Origin of the sequence: Pedococcus ginsenosidimutans (assembly GCF_039544395.1) — a bacterium.
Taxonomy (GTDB): domain Bacteria; phylum Actinomycetota; class Actinomycetes; order Actinomycetales; family Dermatophilaceae; genus Pedococcus; species Pedococcus ginsenosidimutans.
In genome coordinates this window covers 1-22,452 of sequence record NZ_BAABLO010000013.1, presented here as the reverse complement: position 1 = coordinate 22,452, position 22,452 = coordinate 1, and the positions used below count along the sequence as shown (strand labels likewise).

The 22,452-nt window shown below is 72.7% G+C and carries 19 protein-coding genes, 1 rRNA gene and 1 pseudogene; 11 read left to right on the top strand and 10 right to left on the bottom strand.

Annotated elements, in window-relative coordinates:
• Positions 1 to 11 precede the first annotated feature (11 nt).
• Both rdgB and rph read right to left on the bottom strand, forming a co-directional pair.
• Positions 12 to 620, bottom strand: a complete 609-nt coding sequence (gene rdgB / locus ABEA42_RS16995) for an RdgB/HAM1 family non-canonical purine NTP pyrophosphatase (RefSeq protein WP_345505071.1) — start codon at positions 618 to 620, stop codon at positions 12 to 14.
• The gene (rph, locus tag ABEA42_RS16990) at positions 617 to 1,390 is read right to left on the bottom strand and encodes a ribonuclease PH (RefSeq protein ID WP_345505070.1); all 774 of its coding nucleotides are present in this window, start codon (positions 1,388 to 1,390) and stop codon (positions 617 to 619) included. The genes rdgB and rph overlap by 4 nt, the downstream gene beginning before the upstream one ends.
• 46 nt (positions 1,391 to 1,436) lie before the next feature.
• Here rph and ABEA42_RS16985 point away from each other — a divergent pair, with 46 nt between their 5' ends.
• Positions 1,437 to 2,237 carry a deoxyribonuclease IV gene (locus tag ABEA42_RS16985; RefSeq protein ID WP_345505069.1) on the top strand — a complete coding sequence of 267 codons (801 nt, stop codon included), beginning with the start codon at positions 1,437 to 1,439 and terminating at the stop codon, positions 2,235 to 2,237.
• On the opposite strand, the gene ABEA42_RS16980 is transcribed toward ABEA42_RS16985, so the two are convergent.
• The 6 genes and pseudogenes from ABEA42_RS16980 to clpS form a co-directional block, all read right to left on the bottom strand.
• The gene (locus ABEA42_RS16980; protein ID WP_345505068.1) at positions 2,234 to 2,947 is read right to left on the bottom strand and encodes an MBL fold metallo-hydrolase; all 714 of its coding nucleotides are present in this window, start codon (positions 2,945 to 2,947) and stop codon (positions 2,234 to 2,236) included. The two genes, ABEA42_RS16985 and ABEA42_RS16980, sit on opposite strands and share 4 nt — an antisense overlap.
• 52 nt (positions 2,948 to 2,999) lie before the next feature.
• Complete coding sequence (locus tag ABEA42_RS18540) at positions 3,000 to 3,452, bottom strand: ASCH domain-containing protein (protein WP_425572112.1); 453 nt, start codon at positions 3,450 to 3,452, stop codon at positions 3,000 to 3,002.
• Positions 3,453 to 3,527: 75 nt separating this feature from the next.
• Positions 3,528 to 4,292 (bottom strand): annotated as a pseudogene (locus ABEA42_RS18535) (MBL fold metallo-hydrolase); the annotation flags it as partial.
• Complete coding sequence (gene murI, locus ABEA42_RS16970; protein ID WP_345505066.1) at positions 4,289 to 5,146, bottom strand: glutamate racemase; 858 nt, start codon at positions 5,144 to 5,146, stop codon at positions 4,289 to 4,291. The gene murI and the pseudogene ABEA42_RS18535, both read right to left, overlap by 4 nt.
• A gap of 96 nt (positions 5,147 to 5,242) precedes the next feature.
• Positions 5,243 to 5,866: a DUF2017 domain-containing protein gene (locus ABEA42_RS16965; RefSeq protein WP_345505065.1), complete on the bottom strand. Its 624-nt coding sequence runs from the start codon at positions 5,864 to 5,866 to the stop codon at positions 5,243 to 5,245.
• The gene (gene clpS, locus ABEA42_RS16960) at positions 5,867 to 6,181 is read right to left on the bottom strand and encodes an ATP-dependent Clp protease adapter ClpS (RefSeq protein ID WP_425572105.1); all 315 of its coding nucleotides are present in this window, start codon (positions 6,179 to 6,181) and stop codon (positions 5,867 to 5,869) included. It lies immediately after the preceding gene.
• Positions 6,182 to 6,245: 64 nt separating this feature from the next.
• Here clpS and ABEA42_RS16955 point away from each other — a divergent pair, with 64 nt between their 5' ends.
• The 10 genes from ABEA42_RS16955 to ABEA42_RS16910 all read left to right on the top strand — a co-directional run bounded on the left by ABEA42_RS16955 (position 6,246) and on the right by ABEA42_RS16910 (position 20,033).
• Positions 6,246 to 7,508 carry a nicotinate phosphoribosyltransferase gene (locus ABEA42_RS16955; RefSeq protein ID WP_345505348.1) on the top strand — a complete coding sequence of 421 codons (1,263 nt, stop codon included), beginning with the start codon at positions 6,246 to 6,248 and terminating at the stop codon, positions 7,506 to 7,508.
• Positions 7,509 to 7,532: 24 nt separating this feature from the next.
• Complete coding sequence (locus ABEA42_RS16950; protein ID WP_345505064.1) at positions 7,533 to 8,789, top strand: kynureninase; 1,257 nt, start codon at positions 7,533 to 7,535, stop codon at positions 8,787 to 8,789.
• A 9-nt stretch (positions 8,790 to 8,798) separates the two neighbouring features.
• On the top strand, positions 8,799 to 9,395 hold the full coding sequence (locus tag ABEA42_RS16945; RefSeq protein WP_345505063.1) for an isochorismatase family protein: 597 nt from the start codon (positions 8,799 to 8,801) through the stop codon (positions 9,393 to 9,395).
• A gap of 143 nt (positions 9,396 to 9,538) precedes the next feature.
• On the top strand, positions 9,539 to 10,885 hold the full coding sequence (locus tag ABEA42_RS16940; protein WP_345505062.1) for an MFS transporter: 1,347 nt from the start codon (positions 9,539 to 9,541) through the stop codon (positions 10,883 to 10,885).
• Between the two features lie 13 nt (positions 10,886 to 10,898).
• Complete coding sequence (locus ABEA42_RS16935; protein WP_345505061.1) at positions 10,899 to 13,154, top strand: molybdopterin oxidoreductase family protein; 2,256 nt, start codon at positions 10,899 to 10,901, stop codon at positions 13,152 to 13,154.
• Positions 13,151 to 14,701: an FAD-dependent oxidoreductase gene (locus ABEA42_RS16930; protein WP_345505060.1), complete on the top strand. Its 1,551-nt coding sequence runs from the start codon at positions 13,151 to 13,153 to the stop codon at positions 14,699 to 14,701. Before ABEA42_RS16935 ends, ABEA42_RS16930 begins: the two co-directional genes overlap by 4 nt.
• A 10-nt stretch (positions 14,702 to 14,711) precedes the next feature.
• Positions 14,712 to 17,288 carry a nitrite reductase large subunit NirB gene (nirB, locus tag ABEA42_RS16925; protein WP_345505059.1) on the top strand — a complete coding sequence of 859 codons (2,577 nt, stop codon included), beginning with the start codon at positions 14,712 to 14,714 and terminating at the stop codon, positions 17,286 to 17,288.
• Positions 17,285 to 17,671, top strand: coding sequence for a nitrite reductase small subunit NirD (nirD, locus tag ABEA42_RS16920; RefSeq protein WP_345505058.1), 387 nt, complete (start codon positions 17,285 to 17,287; stop codon positions 17,669 to 17,671). The genes nirB and nirD overlap by 4 nt, the downstream gene beginning before the upstream one ends.
• Positions 17,668 to 18,882, top strand: a complete 1,215-nt coding sequence (gene cobA / locus ABEA42_RS16915) for a uroporphyrinogen-III C-methyltransferase (RefSeq protein ID WP_345505057.1) — start codon at positions 17,668 to 17,670, stop codon at positions 18,880 to 18,882. The genes nirD and cobA overlap by 4 nt, the downstream gene beginning before the upstream one ends.
• A 53-nt stretch (positions 18,883 to 18,935) precedes the next feature.
• Positions 18,936 to 20,033, top strand: a complete 1,098-nt coding sequence (locus ABEA42_RS16910; protein ID WP_345505347.1) for a uroporphyrinogen-III synthase — start codon at positions 18,936 to 18,938, stop codon at positions 20,031 to 20,033.
• An 87-nt stretch (positions 20,034 to 20,120) separates the two neighbouring features.
• On the opposite strand, the gene ABEA42_RS16905 is transcribed toward ABEA42_RS16910, so the two are convergent.
• Both ABEA42_RS16905 and rrf read right to left on the bottom strand, forming a co-directional pair.
• Positions 20,121 to 22,043: a bifunctional metallophosphatase/5'-nucleotidase gene (locus ABEA42_RS16905; RefSeq protein WP_345505056.1), complete on the bottom strand. Its 1,923-nt coding sequence runs from the start codon at positions 22,041 to 22,043 to the stop codon at positions 20,121 to 20,123.
• A gap of 203 nt (positions 22,044 to 22,246) precedes the next feature.
• Positions 22,247 to 22,363, bottom strand: a 5S ribosomal RNA gene (gene rrf, locus ABEA42_RS16900).
• Positions 22,364 to 22,452 lie beyond the last annotated feature (89 nt).

Genomic DNA, 22,452 nt, shown 5'->3' with positions numbered 1-22,452 from the left:
TCGCAGGGGCCTCAGCCGAGCAGGTCGCGCAGGTGCGGGACCATGGCGCGGAAGGCCTTGCCCCGGTGGGAGATCGCGTTCTTCTCCTCCGGCGAGAGCTCGGCCGCGTGCCGGGTGTCCCCCTCCACGACGAGTACGGGGTCGTAGCCGAAACCGTTGGCGCCCTTGGGCTCTCGCGCCAGCGAGCCGGGCATGCGTCCCTCGGTGGACCGCACCGTACCGTCCGGCAGGGCCAGCACTGCCGCGCAGACGAACGCCGCGGAGCGGTGCTCGTCCTTGACGTCGGCGACCTGGGCGAGCAGCAGCTCGAGGTTGGCGCGGTCGTCGCCGTGCCGTCCGGCCCAGCGGGCCGAGAAGATGCCGGGGGCGCCACCGAGGACCTCGACGGCGAGGCCCGAGTCGTCGGCCAGGGACGGCAGCCCGGTGAACTCGGCGAGGGCCTGCGCCTTGAGGCGCGCGTTGCCCTCGAAGCTCACCTCGTCCTCGACCACGTCGGGGGCGCCCGGGAAGTCGCCGGCGCCGACGATCTCGAGGCCGAGCTCGTCCACGACGTCCGCGAGGATGGCGCGGAGCTCGACGACCTTGTGGTGGTTGCGGGTGGCCAGGACGACCCGGGTCACAGCTCGCGCTCCCGCGGGGTGGCGGCGAGGGCCTCCTGCTGACGGGCGGTGAGGTCCGCACAGCCCTGCGTGGCCTTGTCGAGCAGCAGGTTGAGCATGTCGCGGTCGAACGGCTCGGCCTCGGCGGTGCCCTGCACCTCGACGAAGCGCCCGTCGCCGGTCATGACGACGTTCATGTCGGTCTCCGCGGTGGAGTCCTCCGGGTAGTCCAGGTCGATCACGGCCTGGCCCTTGACGATGCCGACGGAGACGGCAGCGATCGAGCCCTTCAGCGGCTGGGCGTTCCTGGCGATGAGGCCCTTGGCCCGGGCGTCCTCGATGGCGTCGACGAGCGCGACGTAGGCACCCGTGATGGCCGCGGTGCGCGTGCCGCCGTCGGCCTGCAGGACGTCGCAGTCCAGGACGATGGTGTTCTCGCCGAGGGCCTTGGTGTCGATGACGGCGCGCAGGCTGCGGCCGATCAGCCGGCTGATCTCGTGGGTGCGCCCGCCGACCTTGCCCTTGCGGGACTCGCGGTCGGAGCGGGTGTTGGTCGAGCGCGGCAGCATCTCGTACTCGGCGGTGACCCAGCCGGTGCCCTTGCCCTTGAGCCAGCGCGGCACGCCCTCGGTGAACGAGGCGGCGCACAGCACCCGGGTGCGGCCGAACTCGACGAGCACGCTGCCCTCGGCGTGGTCCAGCCAGTTGCGGGTGATGCGCACCTCGCGGGTCTGGTCGGGGGTGCGGCCGTCGTGGCGGGCCTGGGCGGTCGGGGCGGTGGTGTCGGTCACGGCAGCAAGGCTAACCGCCGTCGGTGGGCCGCCCTAGGGTGGACCCATGGCTGCAACCTTCGCGATCGGTGCCCACGTCGACTCGGCCGACCCGGTCTCCGCGGCCCGTGAGCGGGGCGCCGGCCTGTCCCAGTTCTTCCTCGGCAACCCGCAGAGCTACAAGGGCCCCGAGGTGGAGTACGCCGGGGGCGCCGAGGCCCTCAAGGCCGACGCCGCCGCCGCCGGGGTCGACCTCTACGTCCACGCGCCCTACCTCATCAACGTCGCCACCACCAACAACCGGATCCGCATTCCGAGCCGCAAGCTGCTCCAGCAGTTCATCGACGCGGGCGCGTCGGTCGGGGCCAAGGGCCTCATCGTCCACGGCGGCCACGTCGACAAGGCGGAGGACGTCGAGAAGGGGTTCGACAACTGGCGCAAGGCGATCGAGGCCACCGACCTGAAGATCCCGCTCCTGCTCGAGAACACCGCGGGCGGCGACAACGCCATGGCGCGCACCCTGGAGCGGATCGCCCGCACCTGGGACGCGATCGGGCAGGCGGAGGGTTCGGACAACGTCGGCTTCTGCCTCGACACCTGCCACGCCCACGCCGGGGGCATCCCCTTGGCGAGCGCCGTCGACGCCATCCGCTCGATCACGGGGCGCATCGACCTCGTGCACTGCAACGACAGCCGTGACGAGTTCGACTCCGGCGCCGACCGCCACACCAACCTCGGCGAGGGGCTCATCGACGCCGACGAGCTCGCTGCGACAGTGCGTGCGGCAGCCGCGCCGGTCGTCATCGAGACCCGCGGCGGCCTCGAGGGCCAGCGGGCCGACCTCGACTGGCTGCGCGAGCGGCTCTAGACCTTCTGCGTGGCCAGGAACCGCCGGATCGCCTCGCGCGGCTGGTCGGCGATGTGCGGTCCGTGGGTGAACGCCGCGGTCGTGTAGTCCAGCTCGGCCAGCCGGTGCGCGGTCTTCTGGGTCAGCCTGAAGTCGGTGCAGAACGACTTGATCGGCCAGCGCACACCACGGACGTTGAAGATCGAGTCACCGGTGATCAGCACACCCGAGTCCCGGTGCAGGTAGGCCACGTGCCCGGGTGAGTGCCCCGGGGTGTGGACGACCTCGAGGCCGCCGGCGACGTCGAGGACCTGTCCGTCGATGAGCCGCTCCCCCACCATGACCGCCGGGAACGCGTTGCTCCCCATGAGCCTGGTCATGATGCGGGCCAGGCGGAACGACTGGTCCCGCGGCGGGCTCGCCCCGGCCTCGGCGTACGGCGCGTCGGCCTCGTGGACCCCGAAGTCACGACCGGTGGCCTTCGCGACGTGCGCTGCGCCCCCGGCGTGGTCGGGGTGGGCGTGCGTCAGCAGCAGCCGCGTCACGTCCGACGGGCCGGACCCGATCGAGGCGAGCGCTGCCAGCACCTTGGGCCCCGACTGCTTCACCCCCATGTCGACGAGGGTCACCTGACCGTCGTCGTCCCGCAGGATGAACCCGTTGACGAAGTCGCCGAGCAGGGGGATGCGCCACACACTCGGCGCGAGCTCGACCGTCGCTGCTCTGGCCATGGCCCGAGCGTAGGGGGCCACCGGTCTTTCGCCCAGACCCCGCGGTGGACCGTCAGTCGGCGAGCTCCGGCGGCCACACCCTGGTGAACCGCTCGAAGACCACCTCGAGCTCGTCGGAGAAGTCGATGCCGATCCGCGCGCACTGCCGCCGGAAGAAGCGCCGGTGCCCGTCGAGCCACGACTCGAGCGTGCGGTCGTACTCGCCCTCGTCCCAGGCGAACTGTGCGTCCACCGAGCTCAGCGGGCCGACCCGCAGCTCCTGCGTCCGCAGCACGACGCGCGGCTGTCCGTCGCCGCCGCAGGCGACCCAGTGCGAACCCACCCGGGGCAACGGGTCCCCGTCCGCGGCGTACCCGGCGACGAGGCCCGCCGTGGCACGCTTGGGGCCGTCGGTCACGAAGGCGAGCAGCTCGTCCGCGAGGGCCGGGCTGTCGCCGAAGCACTCCACGGGTGGGTCCCCCTCCTCGGGGAGCCCGGGGCGGCTGGCGCGGTACTCGGCCCACATCGCCAGCCCCGCGGCGCGGTCGATTGTGACGGGATCCTGCTCGGGCGACCCGGCGCCGGCTCCGTCCTCGTGGCCGAGGGTCCACGTCCTCCCTTGGGCGGCGAGCTCGAGCGCCCCCGGCCACACCGCGGCGGCCTGGGCCCGGCAGACCTCGGGGTCGTTCCACGCCGGGATGTGGGTGAGCACGAGCCGGCCCACCCCGCCGGCTGCCACGGCGGCCTCCGCCGCGCGACGACCGGAAAGGTGGATCCCGGTCGCGTCGTCCCGGCCGTCGACGAACGCGCTGTCCACCAGGGCGAGGTCCGCGCCGGTGAGCAGCGGGGTGAGCGCGTCGGTCTCGTCGGTGTCGCCGGTGTAGGCGAGCACCGCGCCGTCGGCCTCCACCCGGAACCCGTACGCCTCGACCGGGTGGTTGACCCGGTGGGCCGTGACGGTGAACGGGCCGACCGTGGTGGCGACGGCGTCACCGAGCACGTGCACGGCGAACTCGGCGCTCATGCCGGCGTGCTCGAGCCCGTGGTACATCAGCGCGAAGCGATCGGCCGCCCCGGCGGGTGCGTGCACGTCGAGCTGGCCGGGCACGGCGCCGCCCGGCCGGTACTTGCGCGTGACGTAGAGCCCGCAGATGTCGACGCAGTGGTCGGGGTGCAGGTGGCTGATGAAGACCGCGTCGAGCTCGGCGGGGTCGAGGTGGCGTTGCAGCGGGCCGAGGGCGCCGTTGCCCAGGTCGAGGACGATGCTCCAGGTGCGGCCCGCGTGGTCCGCCTGCACGAGGTAGGACGAGGCGGGCGAGTCCGGTCCCGCGTAGGAGCCCGAGCACCCGATGACCGTCGCCCTCATCGCGTGCCGCCCGACGTCCCCGACGTGGCGGCGGCCACGACCGAGCGGACCACCGCGTCGCCGAACACCGCGTCCTGGTCGGCCCCGACCTCGGGCCCGAGGAACCGGCGGGCCAGACGCGTGAACTCCGCCGCGTCACCGGTCGTGGTGAAGCCGTGGCTCGGCGGGGGCAGGTGGGGCGGGCGCAGCGCGTCGGTGTCGGCGAGCACGCGGTACACGTCCTTGGCCGTCTCGTCGGCGGAGGACACCAGCGTCACGCCCCCCATCACGTAGGAGATGGCGCCCGTGAGCAGCGGGTAGTGCGTGCAGCCGAGGACCAGCGTGTCGACCTCCCGCTCGAGCAGCGGCGCCAGGTAGCCCCGGGCCGTCTCGATCACCTCCGCACCGCTGGTCACCCCGGACTCGACGAACTCGACGAACCGCGGGCACGGCACGCTGGCGACGTCGATCTGGGGGGCTGCGGCGAAGGCGTCGACGTACGCCCCCGACTGGTGCGTCCCCCGGGTGGAGATGACCCCGACCCGGTGGTTGCGGGTGGCGGCGGCGGCGCGGCGCACGGCGGGGCGGATGACCTCGACGACCGGCACGTCGTAGCGCTCCCGGGCGTCGTGCAGGACCGCTGCGCTGGCCGTGTTGCACGCGATCACCAGCACCTTGACGCCGTGGTCGACGAGCCGGTCGAGGCACTCGAGGGCGAACTCGCGCGTCTGGGCGATGGGCCGCGGACCGTACGGCGCGCGGGCGGTGTCGCCGAAGTAGGCGATCGACTCGTGGGGCAGCTGGTCGAGCACCGCCCGGGCGACGGTCAGGCCGCCGTAGCCGGAGTCGAAGATCCCGATGGGTGCGTCAGCCACGGGTCAAGGCTAGACGCGCGGGCGCGCTGGGCCGGGACCGCCGGGCCGTCTGGTCCGTCACACCGTCGGGCGGCGCGATGGGTGGCGCCTACCCGCTCAGGGCAGGAGGGCGTGCGCCAGGGTCTCCTGGAGCCAGGTGAGGAAGTCGTACACCGCGAGTGCGTAGACCGCCGGGTCGTCCTCCTCGAGGCTGGAGACCTGCTCCTCGATGAGCTCGAGGTCGTCGTCCTGCTTGAGCCCGAGGCGCTCGCCGAGCACGAGCCGTACGTCGGTGAGGGCGACCACGAGCGCCACGGCCTGGGCCTGGTCGAGGGAGACCTTCTGCTCCTCGAGGTGGGCCAGGGCCGCGATGGCGGTGTCGAGGTTCGCGGTCTTGCGGGCCCGCAGCCCCTGCTCGGTGAGCTGTCGGAACTCCGCGGCGACCTGGTCGTCCTGCCGGTTGGCGGTCGGGAAGATCCGGTCGAGGGCGGGGTCGCGCGGCGCCGGCACTCCCCCGGCCAGCTGCACCTGGTCGTCGGCCGCCAGCGAGACGCCCATGCCCACGCCCCCGAGCCCGGCCACGATGCGGTCGAACTCGTCGCCACCCTCGGCGCCCTGGGCGGCGTCGGCGGGCTGCACGAGCTCGCGCACCTGCTCCATGAGGCCGACCACCAGCCCGCGCTCGACCGCGTCGAGCCGGGCCACGTAGCGCCCCTGCCGCTTCTTGAACCCGCGGGCCACTCAGCTGTCCTTCTGGAAGGTGGCCCACAGGCCGTAGCCCTGCAGCGCCTCGGTGTCGGTCTCCATGCGCTCGCGCGCGCCGGTCGACACCACGGCCCGCCCCTTGGTGTGCACGTCCATCATGAGGCGCTCGGCCTTGGCCTTGGAGTAGCCGAAGTAGGTCTGGAACACGAACGTCACGTACGACATGAGGTTGACCGGGTCGTTCCAGACGAGGGTGATCCAGGGGACGTCGGGCTCGGTCGCCGCGTCAGCTGCGACGCTCTGCTGCTCCACGGGCGCGAGGGAGGCGGTGACGGACAGGGCAGACGGCACGGCACCACCATAGGCTGCCCGCGTGGAGTCCACTGCACTGCTCACCGACCACTACGAGCTCACCATGGTCGAGGCCGCACTGCGCAGCGGGGCCGCCTCACGGCGCTGCGTGTTCGAGGTCTTCGCCCGGCGGCTGCCGGAGGGCCGCCGCTACGGCGTCGTGGCCGGTACGGGGCGCCTCCTCGACGAGCTCGCGGCCTTCCGCTTCGGCGAGGCCGAGCTCCGGCGGCTGCGCGACAGCCGCGTGGTCGACGACGCCACCCTGGACTTCCTGGCCGGCTTCCGCTTCGACGGAGACGTGTGGGGCTACGCCGAGGGCGAGTGCTACTTCCCGGGATCCCCGGTGCTCGTGGTCGAGTCCGACTTTGCCCACGGGGTGCTGCTCGAGACCCTGGTGCTGAGCATCCTCAACCACGACAGCGCCGTCGCCTCCGCGGCCTCACGGATGACCTCGGCCGCGGGGTCGCGGCCCTGCATCGAGATGGGGTCGCGCCGCACCCACGAGGAGGCCGCGGTCGCCGCCGCCCGCGCGGCGTACGTGGCGGGGTTCGCCACCACCTCCAACCTCGAGGCGGGGCGCCGGTACGGCGTGCCCACCGCCGGCACGGCCGCGCACGCGTTCACGCTGCTCCACGACGACGAGCGCGAGGCGTTCGCCGCCCAGATCGCGACGCTGGGGAAGGGGACCACGCTGCTCGTGGACACCTACGACGTGCCGACCGCCGTCGCCACCGCCGTCGAGCTGGCCGGGCCCGAGCTGGGCGCAGTCCGGCTCGACTCCGGCGACCTGCTCGTGCAGGCACGGGAGGTCCGCGATCAGCTGGACCGGCTCGGCAACACCGGCACGAGGATCGTGGTCACCTCGGACCTCGACGAGTACGCCATCGCCGGGCTCGCCGCAGGACCGGTCGACCTCTACGGCGTGGGCACGTCCCTCGTCACCGGGTCCGGGGCCCCCACGGCCGGCATGGTCTACAAGCTCGTCGCCCGCGAGGACGAGAGCGGCACGATGGTCGGCGTCGCCAAGCGCAGCAAGGACAAGGCCACGGTGGCGGGTCGCAAGTTCGCGCTGCGACGGCGCTCCGCGGACGGGGTGGCCGAGGCGGAGGTCCTCGGGATCGGCGAACCCCCGAGCGACGACGGTGACGACCGCGACCTGCTGGTCCCGTTCCTGCGCTCCGGCGAGCCCGTCGACCCGGGGCGGCACACCCTCGAGGCTGCACGCGCGCGCCACACCGCCTCGCGCGCAGAGCTCCCCGCCGCAGCCCTGCGGCTGCAGCGGGGAGAACCGGCCATCCCCACGGAGTACGTCGGCGCCCGCGCCTAGGACCGCATGCGGCAGGATGCGGTCATGGCTGACCACGACTACCGCGCCGAGGCGGCACAGCTCGACGCCGCCGACCCGCTGGGCGCCCTGCGCGAGCGCTACCTCACGCCGGAGGGCACCGACCTCGTCGCGTACTTCGACGGCAACTCCCTGGGGCGGCCGGTCGCGGCCGCAGCCGACCTGCTCCAGCAGTTCGTCGCCGGCCCGTGGGGCGACCGCCTCATCCGGTCGTGGGACGAGCAGTGGCTCGAGTGGCCCGGCCGCGTGGGCGACCGCATCGGCGAGCTGGTGCTCGGCGCCGCCCCCGGCCAGACCTTCGTCGGCGACTCGACCACGGTCCTGCTCTACAAGCTCTCCTGGGCCGCGGTGGACGCCCAGGTCGCCGAGGGGCGCGACGAGGTCGTGCTCGACACCGACAACTTCCCCACCGACCGCTATGTCCTCGAGGGCATCGCGGCCGAGCGGGGGCTGACGCTGCGGTGGATCGAGGCCGACGAGCGCTCAGGTGTCAGCCTCGAGCAGGTGCAGTCCGTCGTGGGCCCGCGGACGGCACTGGCGGTGTTCAGCCACGTCGCCTACCGCTCGGGCTTCATCGCCGACGGCGCGGCCATCACTGCAGCGGTGCACGACGCCGGCGGCCTGGTCCTGTGGGACCTCAGCCACACCGGCGGCTCGGTGCCGGCGCACCTCGACGACTGGGGCGTCGACCTCGCGGTCGGCTGCACCTACAAGTACCTCAACGGTGGCCCCGGCTCGCCCGCCTGGGCGTACGTCGCGCGGCGTCACCACGGCACGCTGCGCCAGCCCATCTGGGGCTGGATCGGCCGGCGCGACGCCTTCCAGATGGGCCCCGGCTACGACCCCGCGGACGGCATCCGGTCGTTCGTCTCCGGCACACCCCCGATCCTCGCCATGGTGCCGCTGCAGGCCTCCCTCGACGTCATCGAGGAGGCAGGGATCGAGGCGATCCGCACCAAGTCGGTCGCGCTCACCGAACTCGTCATCCGCCTGGCGGACGACCTGCTCGCGCCGCTCGGCGTGGAGGTCGCCAGTCCGCGCGACTCGTCCGTCCGCGGTGGTCACGTGACGTTGCGGCGCAACGGGTTCCGCGAGATCACGGCGACCCTGTGGACCCAGGGAGTCATCCCCGACTACCGCGACCCCGACGGCATCCGGATCGGCGTCGCACCGCTCAGCACCAGCTTCGAGGAGGTCGTCGTCGGCATGCTCGCCCTCCGCGACGCCATCGTGGCGAGCGACGCGGGCGGCGTCACGGGATAGCGTGAGGCCATGAGCCGCGCGCTGGTCATCGTCGACGTGCAGAACGACTTCTGCGAAGGCGGCTCGCTCGCCGTGGCCGGCGGCGCGGAGGTCGCCGGGCGCATCAGCGAGCACATCCGGGTCCACGGCGACGACTACGCCGCCGTGGTGGCCACGGCCGACTGGCACGACGACCCGGGCGCACACTTCAGCGACTCCCCCGACTTCGTCGACACCTGGCCGGCGCACTGCCGGGTGGGCACCGACGGCGCGCTGTTCCACCCGGCCGCCGAGCCCGCCTTCGAGCACGTCGAGGCGATCTTCCGCAAGGGCCTGCACAGCGCTGCCTACAGTGGTTTCGAGGGGGTCACCGTCGAGGCCGACAAACGCGTTCCGCTCGCAGAGTGGTTGCGGGACAGGGCGATCGAGGCGGTCGACGTCGTCGGCATCGCCACCGACCACTGCGTCCGCGCGACCGCCCTCGACGCCGCGGAGGAAGGCTTCGAGACCACCGTGCTGCTCGACCTCACCGCGGGGGTGGCAGCCGAGACGACCGAGCGCGCCCTGGCCGAGCTGGCGGCCCACGACGTGGTCCTCAGCGGGACGCCTGTCGTGCGAGCCGGCTGACACACGGGTCCGTCCGCCCGGGCCGAGCCGGCCCGCGCTCCCGCTACATCTCACAACCCCGGCCGCGCCACTGTGCGGCAACTGTTACGGATGCTTAACGGGCATCGGTCGGCCGTGAAACACGCCGTTGCCACGCTCGGCGGGTGACCACAGAACTCACCCCCACCGAGGCCGTTGGCCTGTCCCACCCGGTACGCCGCTCCGGTCGCTGGTTCGACCACTGGGACCCCGAGGACCCCACGTTCTGGCGTGGTGGCGGACGCACCATCGCCCGTCGCAACCTCGCGGTGTCCATCAGCGCAGAGTTGCTCGGCTTCTGCGTCTGGGCCCTGTGGAGCGTCGTCGTGCCGCTGCTGCCTGCTGCCGGGTTCGACCTCACGTTGGACCAGCAGTTCTGGCTGATCGCCCTGCCGAGCCTCGTGGGCGCCACGGTGCGGATCCCCTACACGTTCGCCGTCCCCCTCTTCGGCGGCCGCAACTGGACGGTGGTCTCCGCACTGCTGCTCCTCGTCCCCGCGACGGCGCTGGCCTGGGTCGTCTCCGAGCCGTCGTCGCCCTTCGGCCTGCTGCTGGCCTGCGCGGCCCTGGCGGGGTTCGGCGGCGGCAACTTCGCCTCCTCGATGACCAACATCTCCTTCTTCTTCCCCGAGGCCGAGAAGGGAAAGGCGTTGGGGCTCAACGCCGCCGGGGGTAACCTCGGCACGGGCGTGGTCCAGCTCGTCGTGCCCGCGGTCATCACCCTCGGCGCCGGCACCCACCTCGAGCGTGCCGGGCTGATGTTCATCCCCCTCGTCCTGCTCGCCGCCGTCGCCGCGTGGCGCGGCATGGACAACCTCTCCGGCGTCCGGTCGGACTACGGCAGCTTCGCGCGGGCCGCCCGCAACCGGCACACCTGGGTCATCTCCTTCCTCTACATCGGCACCTTCGGCTCGTTCATCGGGTACTCGGGGGCGTTCCCCACCTTGCTCAAGACCCAGTTCCCGCAGGCCCCCTCCACCGTCGCCTTCCTGGGCGCCCTCATCGGCGCGCTGTGCCGGCCGCTCGGTGGGATGGTGGCGGACCGGCTCGGAGGCGCCCGGGTGACCATCGGGGCGTTCGCCCTGCTGGCGGCCGGCGCCGTGGGCGCCGTCGCGGGCCTGGCATCGCATGGCTTCCCCCTGTTCTTCGGCTCGTTCCTGGTGCTGTTCCTGGGCGCGGGCATCGGCAACGGTGCGACCTACCGCATGATCCCGGCGGTGTTCCGGGCGGGGGTGAGCGCTGAGAGGTTGCCGACGGCCCGCAAGACGGCCGCCGGCTGCATCGGCATCGCGGGTGCGGTGGGCGCCTACGGCGGCTTCCTGATCCCGCGCGGGTTCGCGATGGCCAAGGCGACCTACGGGTCCCTCGTGCCGGCCCTGTGGGTGTTCGTCGCCGCGTACGTCGTCATGGCCGCCACCACGTACGTCGTCTACGCGCGCGGGGGCTCGGCCCTGTCCGCCGAGAAGATCTGAGGCCGGTGCGCCCGTGAGCCGCTCCCCCGTCGCCACCTCGACCCACTGCCCGTACTGCGCCCTGCAGTGCGCTCAGCGCCTCACGCCCGCGGACGCGTCGTGCGACTCCTCCGCTCCCGCGGCCACCGCCGCCAGGCGCGTGGCTGGAGGTGCGGCCACCCAGCCGGCTGGCGATGCTCCCGTCGTCGTGGAGGGCCGGGACTTCCCCACCAACCGGGGCGGCCTGTGCCAGAAGGGTTGGACCAGCGCGACGCTGCTGCAGGCCCCCGACCGGCTCACCGCACCGCTCGTGCGGGGACCGGACGGGACTCTGGTGCCGACCTCCTGGGAGGTGGCGCTGGACCTCGTGGCGGGGCAGCTCGCCCGCATCCGCGCCGAGGACGGCCCCGACGCTGTGGCCGTCTTCGGCGGGGGTGGCCTCACCAACGAAAAGGCCTACCAGCTGGGCAAGTTCGCCAGGGTCGCCCTCGGCACCGCCAACATCGACTACAACGGCCGCTTCTGCATGAGCAGTGCCGCCGCGGCCGCCAACCGGTCCCTCGGCATCGACCGCGGCCTGCCCTTCCCCCTGACCGACCTCTCGCGGGCCGACGCCGTGCTCCTGCTCGGGAGCAACCTCGCCGAGACCATGCCGCCGTCCGTCGCGCACCTGGCCGAGGTCCGTGCCCGGGGTGGCCTGGTGGTCGTCGACCCACGGCGGAGCGCGACCGCAGAGCTGGCTGCCGACAGCCAGGGACTTCACCTGCAGCCTCTGCCCGGCACCGACCTGGTGGTGCTGCTCGCGCTCGTCCACATCCTGCTGAGCGAAGGGCTCGCCGACACCGCGTACCTCGAGGAGCGCACCGAAGGGCTCGAGGACGTCCGCCGGCGCAGCGCGCTCTGGTGGCCGGAGCGCGCCGAGCAGGTCTGCGGCGTCCCTGCCGACCAGCTGCGTGCCGCCGCCCGACTCCTCGCTGCCGCGAGCCCGTCGAGCGGTGGCCGGGGCGCGTTCGTCCTCACCGGCCGTGGGGTGGAGCAGTCACGCCAGGGAACGGCGACCGTGTCGGCGGCCATCAACCTCGCGCTGGTGCTGGGCCTGCCCGGTCGCGTCGGCAGCGGCTACGGCGCGGTCACCGGGCAGGGCAACGGCCAGGGTGGGCGCGAGCACGGCCAGAAGTGCGACCAGCTCCCGGGCTACCGGATGATCGACGACCCAGCCGCCCGGACCCACGTCGCCGGGGTGTGGGGCGTCGACCCGGACACGCTGCCGGGCAAGGGAAAGCCTGCGCTGGAGCTGCTCGCCTCCCTTGGCACCCACGGGGGGCCGCGGGCGCTGCTCGTGCACGGCTCCAACCTTCTCGTCAGCGCCCCCAACGCCCAGCTCGTGGCCGCGCGCCTCCGGTCGCTGGAGCTGCTCGTCGTCTGCGACTTCGTGCCCTCGGAGACCGCGCTGCTCGCGGACGTCGTCCTGCCGGTCACCCAGTGGGCCGAGGAGGAGGGCACGATGACTTCGCTCGAGGGCCGGATCCTGCGGCGCCGCAAGGCCATCGAGCCACCGGCAGGGGTACGCAGCGAGCTCTGGGTGTGGGCTCAGCTCGCCGCCCGCCTCGGGGCGGCAGGGACCTGGGACACCGACCCGAGGCTCGTGTTCGACGAGCTGGCACGCGCCAGCCACGGCGGCCGGGCCGACTACGGCGGGGTGAGCCACGAGCGGCTCGACCGGGACGACGCGAGCGCCGTCGTGTTCTGGCCCTGTCCGGCGGTCGCAGCCGGGGAGCCCGAGCACCCTGGCACCCCGCGCCTGTTCGGCGACTCCTTCCCCACCCCCAGCGGGCGCGCGCGACTGGTCGCGGTCGACCACGTGGGGCCGGCCGACGACCTCAGGCCCGATGCCCCGATCCACCTGGTCACCGGCAGGGTCCTCCAGCACTACCAGTCGGGCGCCCAGACACGTCGTGTGCCGTCGCTGGCCACCGCGGTGCCGGGTCCCCGGGTGGAGGTGCACCCGCTCCTCGCCGCCCGACTCGGGGTGGCGGACGGCCGCCGGGTCCGCCTCACCACGGCGCGCGGCTCGATGGTCCTGCCCGTACGGGTCAGCGACGCCATCCGTCCGGACACGGTCTTCGTGCCGTTCCACTGGGGTGGTCCTGAGGGCGTCAACCAGCTGACCTCCGACGCCACCGACCCGGTCTCGGGGATGCCCGAGTTCAAGGTCTGCGCCGTCGACGTCTCCGTGGACAGCCCCGACGGCGCGACTCGACCCGTCCCGGCCGCTGGGGCCACACGGTGACCCGGCTCGTCGTCGTCGGCAACGGCATGGTCGGGGCACGGTTCGTCGAGGACCTGCTGGCTGCCGACTCGGCGCACCGCTTCGACGTGGCGGTCGTGGGTGCCGAGGCCGGCGAGCCCTACAACCGGGTGCTGCTCAGCGAGGTCCTCGCCGCCAAGCACGACCTCGCGGACCTGACGCTGCCGACTCCGGTCAGCGACCGGCTGACCGTGCACCGGGGCACCCACGCGGTGCGCCTCGATCTCGACGACCGGCTCGTGGAGACCGACGACGGGGTACGGCTGCGCTACGACCGGCTCGTGCTGGCCACGGGCTCCACCGCCCGCGTGCCCCCGATCGCGGGGCTGAGCACCGTCGGCCGGCTGGCCGGCGGGGTCCACCCCCTGCGCACCATCGACGACGCCCGCGAGATCGTGGCGGCGACCCTCAACGCGCACCGCGCCGTGGTGCTCGGTGGTGGGGTGCTGGGGATGGAGGCGGCCTGCGGCTTGGCGCGCCGAGGGGTTGCGGTGACGGTCGTGCACCCCGCTGCGGCCCTCATGGAGCGCCAGCTCGACGAAGGGGCCAGCCGGGTCGTCGAGACCGCCATGACCGCCCTCGGGATCGACCAGCGTGTCGGCACCGGCGCCGTCGAGGCCGTCGTCGAGCACGGTCGTGTCAGCGGGCTGGTCCTCGACGACGGCCAGGTGCTCGCTGCCGACCTGCTCGTGCTCGCCACCGGCACCGTGCCGAGCACCGGTCTCGCGGCAGCAGCAGGTCTGGGCGTCGACCGCGGCATCGTGGTCGGCGACGACCTCGCGTGCCCCGCCGACCCCCGGGTGGCGGCGATCGGCGACTGCGCCCAGCCGCCGGAGGGCGGCAGCGGCCTGGTGGCCCAGGGCTGGGAACAGTCTCGACGTCTCGCCGCCCGTCTCTGCGGTGCGGCGCCGGACCACTCGGTCCAGGCGCCGCCCACCACGAGCGACGTCGTGCGCCTCAAGGCCCACGGGCTCGATGTCGTCACGATGGGCGTGTGCGGCACTCAGCGGCCCGGTGACCCGACCCAGCGCACCCTGCGCCTCAGCGACCCCGCAGCCGGACGGCACGTCGAGGTGGTCGTCTCCGGCGGCCTTCTCGTCGGGGCGACCTGTGTCGGGGGCGGCAGCGTGGCTGCCGAGCTGGTGACGACCTACACCCGCCGCACCCCGGTGCCGGCCGACCCGGCCCACCTGCTCCTGTCCGCGCTGGCACCGCGTCCGGGGAGGGCCGCCACCCCCGCCGACGTCCCGGACGACGAAACCGTCTGCCGCTGCAACGGGGTGAGCAAGGGAGCCATCGCCGCCTGCGTCGGGGACGGCGCCACCTCTGTCGAAGAAGTGGCCACCCGTACCCGCGCGACCACCGGCTGCGGAGGCTGCGCTGACGACGTGTGTGCCCTTCTGGACGCCTTGCACCCGGGGCCGGACACCACCTCCTCCACCGGCTCTCGCACCACCGTCCTCCCCCGTGAGGACGACGTAACGAAGGGGAAACACATGATCCACAGCACCGAAACGGCAGCGTCCTAGCGTGGTCGCCATGGCCCAGGACCAGAGCACGCGACAGCTCGTCGTCGTCGGCGGCGGCATGGTCGCACGCCGTCTCGTCGACGCGCTCCGGGCCCGTGACACCACAGGTGAGTGGTCGGTGACGCTGCTCTGCGAGGAGCCCCGCGCACCGTACGACCGGGTGGCCCTCACCTCCTACTTCACCGGCCGCGACCCCGAGGACCTCGCCCTCGGCGGCCAGGACCTCTGGGACGACCCGCTCGTCACCCTCCGGCGAGGCGTGGCCGCGACGGCGGTGGACCGGGCTGCCAAGACGGTCACGACCTCCGAGGGCCGGACCCTTGCCTACGACTCGCTGGTGCTCGCGACCGGTTCGTACGCCGCCGTGCCCCCGGTCCCCGGCAAGGACCTGCGTGGGGCCTTCGTCTACCGGACCATCGACGACGTCGCCGACCTGCGGACCTACGTCGAGCAGCTGCGCGCCGACCTCGGTCGTCCCCTTCGCGGCGCCGTCGTCGGTGGCGGCCTGCTGGGCCTGGAGGCGGCCGGCGCCCTCACGGCCCTCGAGGTCGGCACCACGGTCGTCGAGTTCGCTCCCCGGTTGATGCCGCTGCAGGTGGACGACGGGGGCGGCGAGGCCCTGCGCAGGCTGATCGAGGCGCTCGGGGTCTCGGTGCGCACGGGCACCGCGACCTCGAAGATCACCGGCCGACTCGGCCGCGTGTCAGGGATGCAGTTCACCGACGGCGGGCGGCTCGACGTGGACGTGGTCGTGTTCGCCGTGGGGGTGCGCCCCCGAGACGAGCTCGCTCGCGACGCAGGCCTGGAGGTCGGCGAACGGGGTGGCGTCGTGGTGGACGACTCGTGTGCCACCGCCGACCCCTCGGTGTGGGCGGTCGGAGAGGTGGCCTGCATCGGCGGCCGCTGCCTCGGTCTCGTCGCCCCGGGCTACACCATGGCCGAGGTGGTCGCGGACCGCCTCGTCGGCGGCAAGGGCACCTTCCCGGGCGCAGACCTGTCCACCAAGCTCAAGCTCCTCGGCGTGGACGTCGCCTCCTTCGGCGACGCGTTCGCCCAGGAGCCCGGCGGCTTGGAGGTGGTCATCTCCGACCCAGTCGCCGGCGTCTACAAGAAGCTCGTGATGTCGGACGACGCACGGACCCTGCGCGGCGGCATCCTCGTCGGCGACGCCAGTGCGTACGCGGCCCTGCGGCCCATGGTGGGTCGCGAGCTCGGCGGCGACCCCGCGGCCTACCTCCTGCCCGAGGGTGCCGCACCTGCACCCGCCGACCTGCCCGACGAGGCCACGGTCTGCTCCTGCAACAACGTGGCGGCGGGTGCGATCCGTTGCGCGGTGACCGAGGGCGGCTGCACCGACCTGGCCGGCGTCAAGGCCTGCACCCGCGCAGGCACCAGCTGCGGTTCCTGCCTCCCGTTGGTCAAGCGCCTGGTCACCACCGAGCTGGAGAAGTCCGGGGTCGAGGTGAGCAACGCGCTCTGCGAGCACTTCGAGCTGTCGCGGGCGCAGCTGTTCGACGTCGTGCGCGTGCAGGGGCTCACAACCTTCAGCGAGATCATCGCCGCCCACGGACGCGGTCGGGGCTGCGACATCTGCAAGCCGGTCGTCGGCTCCATCCTCGCCTCGCTCGGTACCGGGCACATCCTCCAGGGCGAGCGGGCGGCGTTGCAGGACACCAACGACCACGTCATGGCGAACCTCCAGAAGGACGGCTCCTACTCCGTGGTGCCCCGCATACCGGGCGGCGAGATCACCCCCGAGGGGCTCATCGTCATCGGTCAGGTCGCCAAGGACTTCGGGCTCTACACCAAGATCACCGGCGGGCAGCGCATCGACCTGTTCGGCGCCCGCATCGAGCAGCTGCCGAAGATCTGGAAGCGGCTGGTCGACGCCGGCTTCGAGTCGGGGCACGCCTACGGCAAGTCGCTGCGGACCGTGAAGTCCTGCGTCGGCTCGACCTGGTGCCGCTACGGAGTGCAGGACTCGGTCGGCCTCGCGATCGCCCTCGAGCTCCGCTACCGGGGGCTGCGCTCACCGCACAAGATCAAGCTGGGCGTGTCAGGGTGCGCGCGCGAGTGCGCCGAGGCCCGCGGCAAGGACGTCGGTGTCATCGCCACCGACAACGGCTGGAACCTCTACGTCGGGGGCAACGGCGGCTTCACCCCTCGACACGCCCAGCTGCTGGCGGAGGACCTGGACACCGAGACCCTGGTGCGCACGATCGACCGGTTCCTCATGTACTACGTCCGCACCGCCGACCGGCTCCAGCGCACGGCGGCGTGGGTCGAGGACCACGAGGGCGGCCTCGGCGCCATCCGCGACGTGGTGCTCGAGGACTCCCTGGGCATCGGCCACGACCTCGACGTGGCGATGGCGGGTCACGTGGACGGCTACGAGGACGAGTGGGCTGCTGCGCTCGACGACCCCGACACGCTGCGTCGCTTCGGTTCGTTCGTCAACGCCCCCAACCAGCCGGACGACATGCTGGCCTACGTCAGCGAACGCGGGCAGCCCCGCCCCGCAACGGATTCCGAACGTGCCAGCGGCGGGGTCCTCATCGCCGGCACCACGTTGGAGGTGCGCGGATGACCATCGAGACGACAGCCACCAGCGAGCTCGGGGTCACCTGGCACGAGGTGTGCACCCTGAAGTCGCTGTCCCGAGAGCGTGGGGCCGCAGCGCTCGTCGCCGGCACCCAGGTGGCCCTCTTCCGCACCCACGACGACCGGGTCTTCGCGGTGCAGCAGCTCGACCCGTTCAGCGGCGCCAACGTGATGTCGCGCGGCATCGTCGGCACCCGCGGCGACGTCCCCACCGTGGCCTCGCCGATGTACAAGCAGGTCTTCGACCTGCGCACCGGAGGCTGCCTGGACCCCGTTGGCAAGGAACCCCGTGCGCTGCAGACGTTCCCGGTGCACCTCGACGGGGACATCGTCAGCGTGGGGCTCCCCGGAGGACAGGGTGGGCGATGACGATGCTGCTGGGGCTCGAGGTCACGGGCAGGCGCGTCCTGGTCGCAGGTGGCGGGACGGTCGCGGCCCGGCGGGCGACGGCGCTGGCCGCGGACGGCGCGGTCGTCACGGTCGTCGCGCCGCAGCTGTGCGAGGACCTCGTCGACGCCGTCCTCGACGGTGCGCTCACGTGGGTCCAGCGGGAGGTGCGTGAGGACGACCTCGACGGGATGTGGCTCGTCCACGCCGCGACCGACGACGCCCGCACCAACACCCGGGTCTGCGCCTGGGCCACCGAGCGCCGCACCTGGAGCGTGTGCGCGAGCTCGGTCGCGGACGGTACGGCGCGAACGCCGGCGACCACCCGTCACGCCGGCTTGGTCGTGGGTGTCGCCTCCTCCGAGGACGCGGACCCGGCGCGCGCCCGATCCGTGCGCGACCAGCTGACGCTCGCCCTGGAGACCGGCGACCTCGACCTGCGACACCGGCGCAGGGACTCCGCGGGGGTCGGTCGCGTGGTCCTCGTCGGTGGCGGACCCGGTGCGCCCGACCTGCTCACCCTCCGCGGTCGGCGTGCCCTCAGTGAGGCTGACGTCGTCGTCACGGACAGGCTGGGGCCGACGAGCCTGCTGTCCTCGCTCCCGGCCGACGTCGAGGTCATCGACGTGGGCAAGGTGCCCGGCGCCCACGCGGTCAGCCAGGACCAGATCAACGCCCTGCTCGTGGAGCAGGCCGAGCGCGGCCGCGTCGTGGTCCGGCTCAAGGGTGGCGACCCCTACCTGTTCGGGCGCGGTGGCGAGGAACAGGCGGTGCTGGCCGCGCACGGGATCCCCGTCGAGGTCGTACCCGGCGTGAGCTCGGCGCTGGCCGGCCCGGCCGCGGCCGGCATACCGGTCACCCACCGGGGCACCGTGGCCGCGGTGCACGTCACGCACGGCCACACGACGCTCGAGGCCGCCGCGGTCCGCTCGGTGGTCGACGCCAGCGCCACGCTCGTCGTGCTCATGGGTGTCTCGAAGTTGGGGCAGCACGTCCGGCAGCTGCTGGCAGCGGGGGCTCTCGCGTCGACCCCCGTCGCCATCGTGGAGGACGCCACGCTGCCCGGCCAGAGGGTGACCCGCGCCTGGCTGGGGGACGTCGCGCGGGTGGCGACCGAGTCGGGGGTCCGAGCCCCAGCGGTCGTCGTCGTGGGAGCCGTGGCCTCCGACGATCTCCTGGACGTGCTCCCGTGACCCGTGGGTCCGGGGCGGCCGGGGCGCCCGGGGCGCCCGGGCTGAGCCCGGTGATGACCGGCTGTGTGGTGCTCGTGACGGCCGACCGGCGCTCGGGTGAGCTGGGGTCTGCCCTGGCGCGCCGCGGGGCCTCCGTCCGGCACGCCCCGGCGCTGAGCATCGTGCCGCACGAGCACGACGACCAGCTGCTGCTCGACACCAAGGCCCTGGTCGCCGACCCCCCGGACACCGTCGTCGTCACCACGGGTATCGGCTTCCGCGGCTGGGTCGAGGCAGCGGATGCCGCCGGCCTCGCCGACGAGCTCAGCGAGGTGCTCGAACGGGCCCGCATCATCGCCCGCGGCCCCAAGGCAAGGGGTGCCATCCAGGCTGCGGGCCTGCAGGCGGACTGGGTCGCGGAGTCCGAGACCTCGGCGGAGATCCTCGACCTGCTGCTCACCGAGGGCGTGGCCGGGCACCGGATCGCCGTCCAGCACCACGGTGCCGGCGCCGACGGCCTCGACATCGAGCTGGCCGCGGCCGGGGCGGATGTCCACAGCCTCGTCGTCTACCGGTGGGGGCCCGCACCCGACCCGCAGGCGCTCACGAACTCGGTCCTCGCCGCAGCCGCCGGCGAGATCGACGCGGTGGTGTTCACCTCTGCGCCGGGCGCCGCGGCCTGGCTGGCTGCGGTCGACGCGGAGGGGGTGTGGCCCGCCGTGCAGCAGCGCTTCGCCACCGGCGCCATGGTGGCCGCCGCTGTCGGCCCGGTGACCGCTCGCCCGTTGCGCGAGCGTGGTGTCGAGCCAGTGGTCCCTGACCGGGGGCGCTTGGGCGCTCTGGTGCGCAGGCTCGTCAGCCACTACGAGCAGGCGCAGACGTCGGCCGTCTCGACGGTGGCGGGGCGCCTCCAGGTCCGACGGACTGTCGCCCTGCTGGACGGCCACGTCCTACCGGTCTCCCCCAGCGGCCTCGAGGTGCTGCGGTTACTGGCAGCCGCCGAGGGCGAGGTCGTCACGCGGGCCCAGCTGCTGGCCGTGCTCCCCGGGGACTCGAACGACCCCCACACTGCCGAGGTGGCCGTCGCCCGGCTGCGCGAGGCCTGCGCAGCCAAGGGACTGGTCCGCACGGTGGTCAAGCGCGGCTACCGGCTGGACGTCCTCCCCCGCTGACGTCGAGCCCGGGCCGGCACCCGTCCGTGACGGGTGCCGGCCCGGGTCACACCTCCTCGGTGGCCTGACGGGCGCGGTGGCCCTGGCTCAGTGCCGACCGCCCTCGGCGGCACCCTCCACGACCACAGGCGTGCCGTTGGAGACGAGCCTCCAGTCGTACGTGGTGAAGGTCGACGGGTCGATCACACCCTGCTCGGTGGTCCAGTTGATGAGCAGCTGCCGGATCTCCACCTGGGCGTTGTAGAGCACCGGCGCCGTCGTCACGCCCGGGAAGTTGCCGCCACCGGACTGCCGGTAGTTGTTGATCGCGACGACGAACTGCGCCGCCGGGTCGACGGGCTGGCCCCCATACGTCAGCGTGGTGATGCGCTGCCCCACCGGCTTGGCGATGTCGATGTCATAGGCCAGCGACTTGTCGAGGCCGCCCATGATGTCGTAGTTGTAGTCAGGCGTTTCGAGCCCAGTGGCCGGGTTGACGGCATTGGTGATGTCATCGGGGGCGAACGGGCCGGCACCGGTGACGGTCTCGTAGTAGGCAGCGGAGTACTCGAGGTAGGCCTTCACCTGGGCCCCGGTGAACCGGATCCCGAGCAGGGTGTTGTCGTAGACGTAGAGTCCGGCGACGTCGCGCACCGTGACGTTGCCCGCCGGGATGGCCGCGTCGCGGTTGAAGGGCGCAGCGATCGACAGCACCGGCAGCGACGCGTCGGGGGTACCGGCCAGCGCAGCCTTCACGGCGTCGGCCTGGACGTGGTTGATGAAGTCGATGGCCGCCGTGTCCTCGAAGCGCGCCGTGGCGGCGGACATGGGGGCCGTGCAGGTGCCGATGACGGAGTTGACGTAGGTGCGGACCACGGCGTGGTCCTCGCGGACGAGCTCGGCGACCGCAGCGTCCTCGGGGACCGTGTTGGCGTCGAGGAGGTGCGAGTGCGCCGAGACGAGCTTCCAGCCCCGCGCCTGGTGGACCACGTCGAGGTCCATCACCGACAGGCGCATCCCCCACTTGAGGGGCTCGGTGACCAGGACGTTCTTGCCGGGCGTGGCCTTGCTCGGGACGAGCTGCTCCTTGATCTCCACGTGGGCGTGGCCCACGAGGACGGCGTCGATGCCGGCGACCTGCTCGGCGAGCTGGAACGAGGCATTCTCCGGGTAGGGCAGCGCGTCACCGTAGGACGAGCCCGGCTTGGCGCCCGAGTGGCACGACACGATGACGAGGTCGCAGCCCGCCGACTTGAGCTTGGGGACCCAGACCTCGGCCTGCTCGACGATGCCGGGGAACTTGAGCCGCCCCTCGACGTTCGCCTTGTCCCAGATGGCCACCCCGGGGGTCACCAGGCCGAGGATGCCGACCTTGAGCGGCTTGGGCACGCCGGGGACCTTGAAGGACTTGATCGTGTAGGGCTGGAAGGCCGGCGCACCGGTCTTCCAGTCCACGGTGTTGGCGGACAGCAGGGGGAAGTCACACTGCGACTCGAAGGTCCGCAGGGTCTCGATGCCGTAGTTGAACTCGTGGTTGCCCAGCGCAGCAGCGTCGTAGCCCATGGCGTTCATCGCCTTGGCCATCGGGTGGGTGGAACCACCGGTGATGGGGTCGATCTTCGCGTAGTAGTAGGCCAGCGGCGTCCCCTGGATGGTGTCACCCGCGTCGAGCAGCAAGGTGCTCGAGGCCCCTCGCTCCGCGCGCACGAGCTTGACGAGCGACGCGATCTTGGCGAGGCCGATGTCGTTGTGCGGACCGTCGTCGTAGACAGCGTCCTTGAAGTAGTCCCAGTTGAGGACGTTGCCGTGGGTGTCCGTGCTCCCCATGACCGTGAGCCGGTACGGCGTCGTCCCCGACCCGGGACGACCCTTCGGGGTCGCCGCCTGCGCGGTGCCGGGCGCGGCGAAGAACGCCGCACTCGCCCCGGCGCCACCGAGCACCGCCATGGACAGGACCTGGCGACGCGACTGCTCGCTCGCCGGCTGGGTTCGGGTGGGCTCGGGACGAGCAGAAGGGCTGGACGCGGACATCGGGACCTCCGGGACAGGGGTACGCCGACGGTCGGCCGGCGGTGGGGGCAGCGACGACCGCGTCGTTGCGGTCGTCCGGGGGTCACCCTAACCGGTCATACCGACACGAAGGGACCTTGTCGACAACAGAGGACAAAGCCCTGGGAAAGAGCCCGGGGAATGCAAAAGGGCCTTCCCGTGGGAAGGCCCTTTTGTGAAGGTGTGTTCGGCTGCGTCCTACTCTCCCACACCGTCACCAGTGCAGTACCATCGGCGCTGAAGGGCTTAGCTTCCGGGTTCGGAATGGGACCGGGCGTTTCCCCTTCGCTATGACAGCCGAAACTCTATGGAGATATTCAGTGGTTTGTTTGTCCCGACCGTATCTCGGGAACCACACAGTGGACGCGTAACATCTTTGTTGTATCAAGTT